The 2,117-nt window shown below is 29.9% G+C and carries 3 protein-coding genes and 1 pseudogene; 1 reads left to right on the top strand and 3 read right to left on the bottom strand.

The genetic code is table 11. From position 1 onward, the window contains the following. Positions 1 to 158: 158 nt before the first annotated feature. On the top strand, positions 159 to 647 hold the full coding sequence (locus tag CDG59_RS14835) for a pyridoxamine 5'-phosphate oxidase family protein (protein ID WP_087546034.1): 489 nt from the start codon (positions 159 to 161) through the stop codon (positions 645 to 647). Positions 648 to 689: 42 nt separating this feature from the next. Here CDG59_RS14835 and CDG59_RS14830 read toward each other — a convergent pair whose 3' ends face one another. The 3 genes and pseudogenes from CDG59_RS14830 to CDG59_RS14820 form a co-directional block, all read right to left on the bottom strand. Next, positions 690 to 1,157 carry a BLUF domain-containing protein gene (locus CDG59_RS14830; RefSeq protein ID WP_087546032.1) on the bottom strand — a complete coding sequence of 156 codons (468 nt, stop codon included), beginning with the start codon at positions 1,155 to 1,157 and terminating at the stop codon, positions 690 to 692. 37 nt (positions 1,158 to 1,194) lie between these two features. Further along, complete coding sequence (locus tag CDG59_RS14825) at positions 1,195 to 1,644, bottom strand: BLUF domain-containing protein (protein ID WP_087546030.1); 450 nt, start codon at positions 1,642 to 1,644, stop codon at positions 1,195 to 1,197. A 275-nt stretch (positions 1,645 to 1,919) separates the two neighbouring features. Further along, positions 1,920 to 2,117 (bottom strand): annotated as a pseudogene (locus CDG59_RS14820) (IS701 family transposase); the annotation flags it as partial.

Genomic DNA, 2,117 nt, shown 5'->3' with positions numbered 1-2,117 from the left:
CTCTTGAATTAAATAATTTTGCTGATTAATTTAAGATCAAATAAATTGTACGTTTTTTGATTTATGACGGAAGTCTATTGTAAATACAAATATAAACTTCTATTAATATTCTTTTAATAGATAGTATTAATTCAAATTACTTATTGAGTATTAGAAATATGGAAAATATTAATAGCAATTATGAAGAGTTGAGCGAATTACTTAAGCATTTTAGATTCGCAATGTTAACATTTGTCACTGAAGAAGGTCATTTGCATTCCGTTCCTATGACTGCTCAGAATAATACATTCAATGGAATTGTATGGTTCTTAGGTTCAAAAAAATCTGAATTAGTAAAAAGTATATCAAGCAATCCTCAGGTAAATTTGGGTTATAGTAATACCTCAAATAATGATTATGTCTCTATTAATGGTATTGCAGAAAATGTGATTGATGAAGTCATACTTGATGAAATCTGGTCCCCTGCCTATGAGGCTTTCTTCCAACAGGGTAAATCCGATTCAGACATTCAACTGATTAGAGTTGTATGCAATGGTGCTCAATATTGGAAAGGTTCAGGCACACTATTCACACTCTATAAGCTTACTAAGGCAGCAGTAACAGGTGAAACGCAAGATTTAGGAACAAGCAAGACTATTGCACTTTAAGAATTAAAAAAGACGGGCTAATAGAGCTCGTCTTTTTTAGTCCTACAAGTATGGACGAGTTCCACGTCTGTTTAAACCAATTTTTCTTTTTACTTCTGTCTGATTTTCAGTTAAGAGTACGTCTATAAATCGATTTAAATTCTCTTCATTTATAGCTGCTGGAACGAACTGACCAAATCCTATTTGATTAAAGAAAATATCGATATTTGAGCTTTTTTGCACATACTTCATAGACCAATTTTTAAAACTGAATTTATCAATTTCTACAACATTGAATTCTAATATTGAATTGTGTCTACAATCGGCTTTAATACGATCAAAGAGCTCATGAACAATTACCTTTTCCCCCTCTAAACATTGGAAAAAAGCATTATTTGCATAATATAAAACCCCGAAAATATCATTTTTAGAATTAAAGTCTCTTGCAACTGTGAGGATATCACTTAAGTCTTCAATCAAATTATCTATTAGCTCATGACGTGAACTGGCATAGCATAATCGTATATTCATTATTTTACTCTATAACAATGCTATCTAAAAATTTGGATTATTCATTCATTTCGAATGAATATGGTTCTATTGCATATTCCGATGCTAAAAGATCAATAAAATTTGGAATTGTTTCAGTTGATAGTAAAAATGGATTAAAGTCATCTCTATGATTTTCTAGAAAGAAGTCCCTCAGCCTTTTATTAATTGGTGCGAATTTCATGTTCCAATTTTTAAAAAGGCCTACATTACATTTTTCATAAAATAGAATTTCACAATTTTTGTGTCTTGGATCTTTCAAAATTCGAGTATACAAAAGATCATCTACTTTGCTCCTCTTACCCTCAAGACATTGAACGAAGTATCCATGTCCATAGTAAAGGACACCAGTAATTTCATTACGATAGTTAAAATCTACTGCTGAATTTAAGATTTCAATTAAATCCTGCTTTAGCTCAGGATATGTATTAGCAACTTTACTTGCGTACAGCAGTCTGACGAATTCCATCGTGAATACATCCAAAATTAACATTAATTGATCAAGGCCAACTCTTTAGTATTTTTCAATAAGCCTTATGAACTAACAACTTAGAAGCTTTACTTGTAACAGAATACAGATATTCGACTGTGAATTCCAGTTAAATGTATAATGTAAAAAAATGTTATTTTATAATTACTTATGTAAAATTTATTTAATTATTTTTTTTAATTTTTAATCAATTAAAATTAAACTATTGATTAAATTGTATTAAGTTAATTTAATTAATTAGGACTTACGCACTATCATTTATAGATTCTCTGTGGTAGCAGATGGTTTTTATCGAGAATAAAGTCATCAATGAAGTCTTTGATGATTGGTCTAAATAATTTCTTCTGCCAACGATATACATTTTCAAAGATCTGATCAAACTGGTTCTTTTGTATCTCGACGTAGGCCATCAAGGCTGAAAAAATATGATTCAAAATCAGTTTAGATCGTCT

The organism is Acinetobacter sp. WCHA29, assembly GCF_002165335.1.
Classification (GTDB): domain Bacteria; phylum Pseudomonadota; class Gammaproteobacteria; order Pseudomonadales; family Moraxellaceae; genus Acinetobacter.
Note: the sequence above shows the minus strand (reverse complement) of the source record. Positions and strands in the feature narration are given on the sequence as shown.